The sequence below is a fragment of the Aeromonas sp. 25-AL00135 genome (assembly GCF_054052385.1).
Genome location: NZ_JBSTYQ010000041.1, coordinates 1 through 1,851, shown reverse-complemented (window position 1 = coordinate 1,851; position 1,851 = coordinate 1). Strand labels below are relative to the sequence as shown.

1 rRNA gene is annotated in these 1,851 nt (G+C 52.3%); it reads right to left on the bottom strand.

What is annotated here, in order from left to right:
* Nucleotides 1-1,821 (bottom strand): 23S ribosomal RNA (locus ACW5XC_RS20355); the annotation flags it as partial.
* Between the last annotated feature and the right edge of the window lie 30 nt (nt 1,822-1,851).

Below are 1,851 nucleotides of genomic sequence, written 5' to 3'. Positions count from 1 at the left end.
GCAGGTGTCACACCCTATACGTCCACTTTCGTGTTTGCAGAGTGCTGTGTTTTTGATAAACAGTCCCAGCCATCTGGTCACTGCGACTCCCGACAGCTCCATCCGCAAGGGACTTCACCATCAAGAGCGAACCTTCTCCCGAAGTTACGGTTCTATTTTGCCTAGTTCCTTCACCCGAGTTCTCTCAAGCGCCTTGGTATTCTCTACCCGACCACCTGTGTCGGTTTGGGGTACGATGACTTGTAATCTGAAGCTTAGAGGCTTTTCCTGGAAGCAGGGCATCAATGGCTTCCACACCGTAGTGTGTTCGTCTCGTGTCTCAGTGTTGTGTCTCCGGATTTGCCTAGAAACACCACCTACGCACTTTCACCAGGACAACCGTCGCCTGGCCCACCTAGCCTTCTCCGTCCCCCCATCGCAATTACAAGTCGTGCAGGAATATTAACCTGCTTCCCATCGACTACGCCTTTCGGCCTCGCCTTAGGGGTCGACTCACCCTGCCCCGATTAACGTTGGACAGGAACCCTTGGTCTTCCGGCGAGGAGGCTTTTCACCCCCTTTATCGTTACTTACGTCAGCATTCGCACTTCTGATATCTCCAGCATACCTCTCGATACACCTTCGCAGACTTACAGAACGCTCCCCTACCACTCACACATAAGTGTGAATCCGCGGCTTCGGTGCCTGGTTTGAGCCCCGTTACATCTTCCGCGCAGGCCGACTCGACTAGTGAGCTATTACGCTTTCTTTAAATGATGGCTGCTTCTAAGCCAACATCCTAGCTGTCTGAGCCTTCCCACATCGTTTCCCACTTAACCAGAACTTTGGGACCTTAGCCGGCGGTCTGGGTTGTTTCCCTCTTCACGACGGACGTTAGCACCCGCCGTGTGTCTCCCGGATATTACTTACTGGTATTCGGAGTTTGCATGGGGTTGGTAAGTCGGGATGACCCCCTAGCCCAAACAGTGCTCTACCCCCAGTAGTATTCGTCCGAGGCGCTACCTAAATAGCTTTCGGGGAGAACCAGCTATCTCCGAGTTTGATTGGCCTTTCACCCCCAGCCACAGGTCATCCCCTAACTTTGCAACGTTAGTGGGTTCGGTCCTCCAGTTGATGTTACTCAACCTTCAACCTGCCCATGGCTAGATCACCCGGTTTCGGGTCTACACCTTGCAACTAGACGCCCAGTTAAGACTCGGTTTCCCTACGGCTCCCCTATACGGTTAACCTCGCTACAAAATGTAAGTCGCTGACCCATTATACAAAAGGTACGCAGTCACCCCGAAGGGCTCCCACTGCTTGTACGTACACGGTTTCAGGTTCTATTTCACTCCCCTCACAGGGGTTCTTTTCGCCTTTCCCTCACGGTACTGGTTCACTATCGGTCAGTCAGGAGTATTTAGCCTTGGAGGATGGTCCCCCCATATTCAGACAGGATGTCACGTGTCCCGCCCTACTCGATTTCACATCAAGGTTGTTTTCGTGTACGGGGCTATCACCCTGTATCGCCGGCCTTTCCAGGACCGTTCCACTAACTTCCAAGATGCTTAAGGGCTAATCCCCGTTCGCTCGCCGCTACTGAGGGAATCTCGGTTGATTTCTTTTCCTCGGGGTACTTAGATGTTTCAGTTCTCCCGGTTCGCCTCTGTTACCTATGTATTCAGTAACAGATACCCGAGTTATCTCGGGTGGGTTTCCCCATTCGGAAATCTGTGAGTAATAGCGTCTCTTACCGACTTCTCACAGCTTATCGCAGGTTAGTACGTCCTTCATCGCCTCTGACTGCCAAGGCATCCACCATGTACGCTTAGTCACTTAACCATACAACCCCAAGAAGTGTCGGTGAAACCG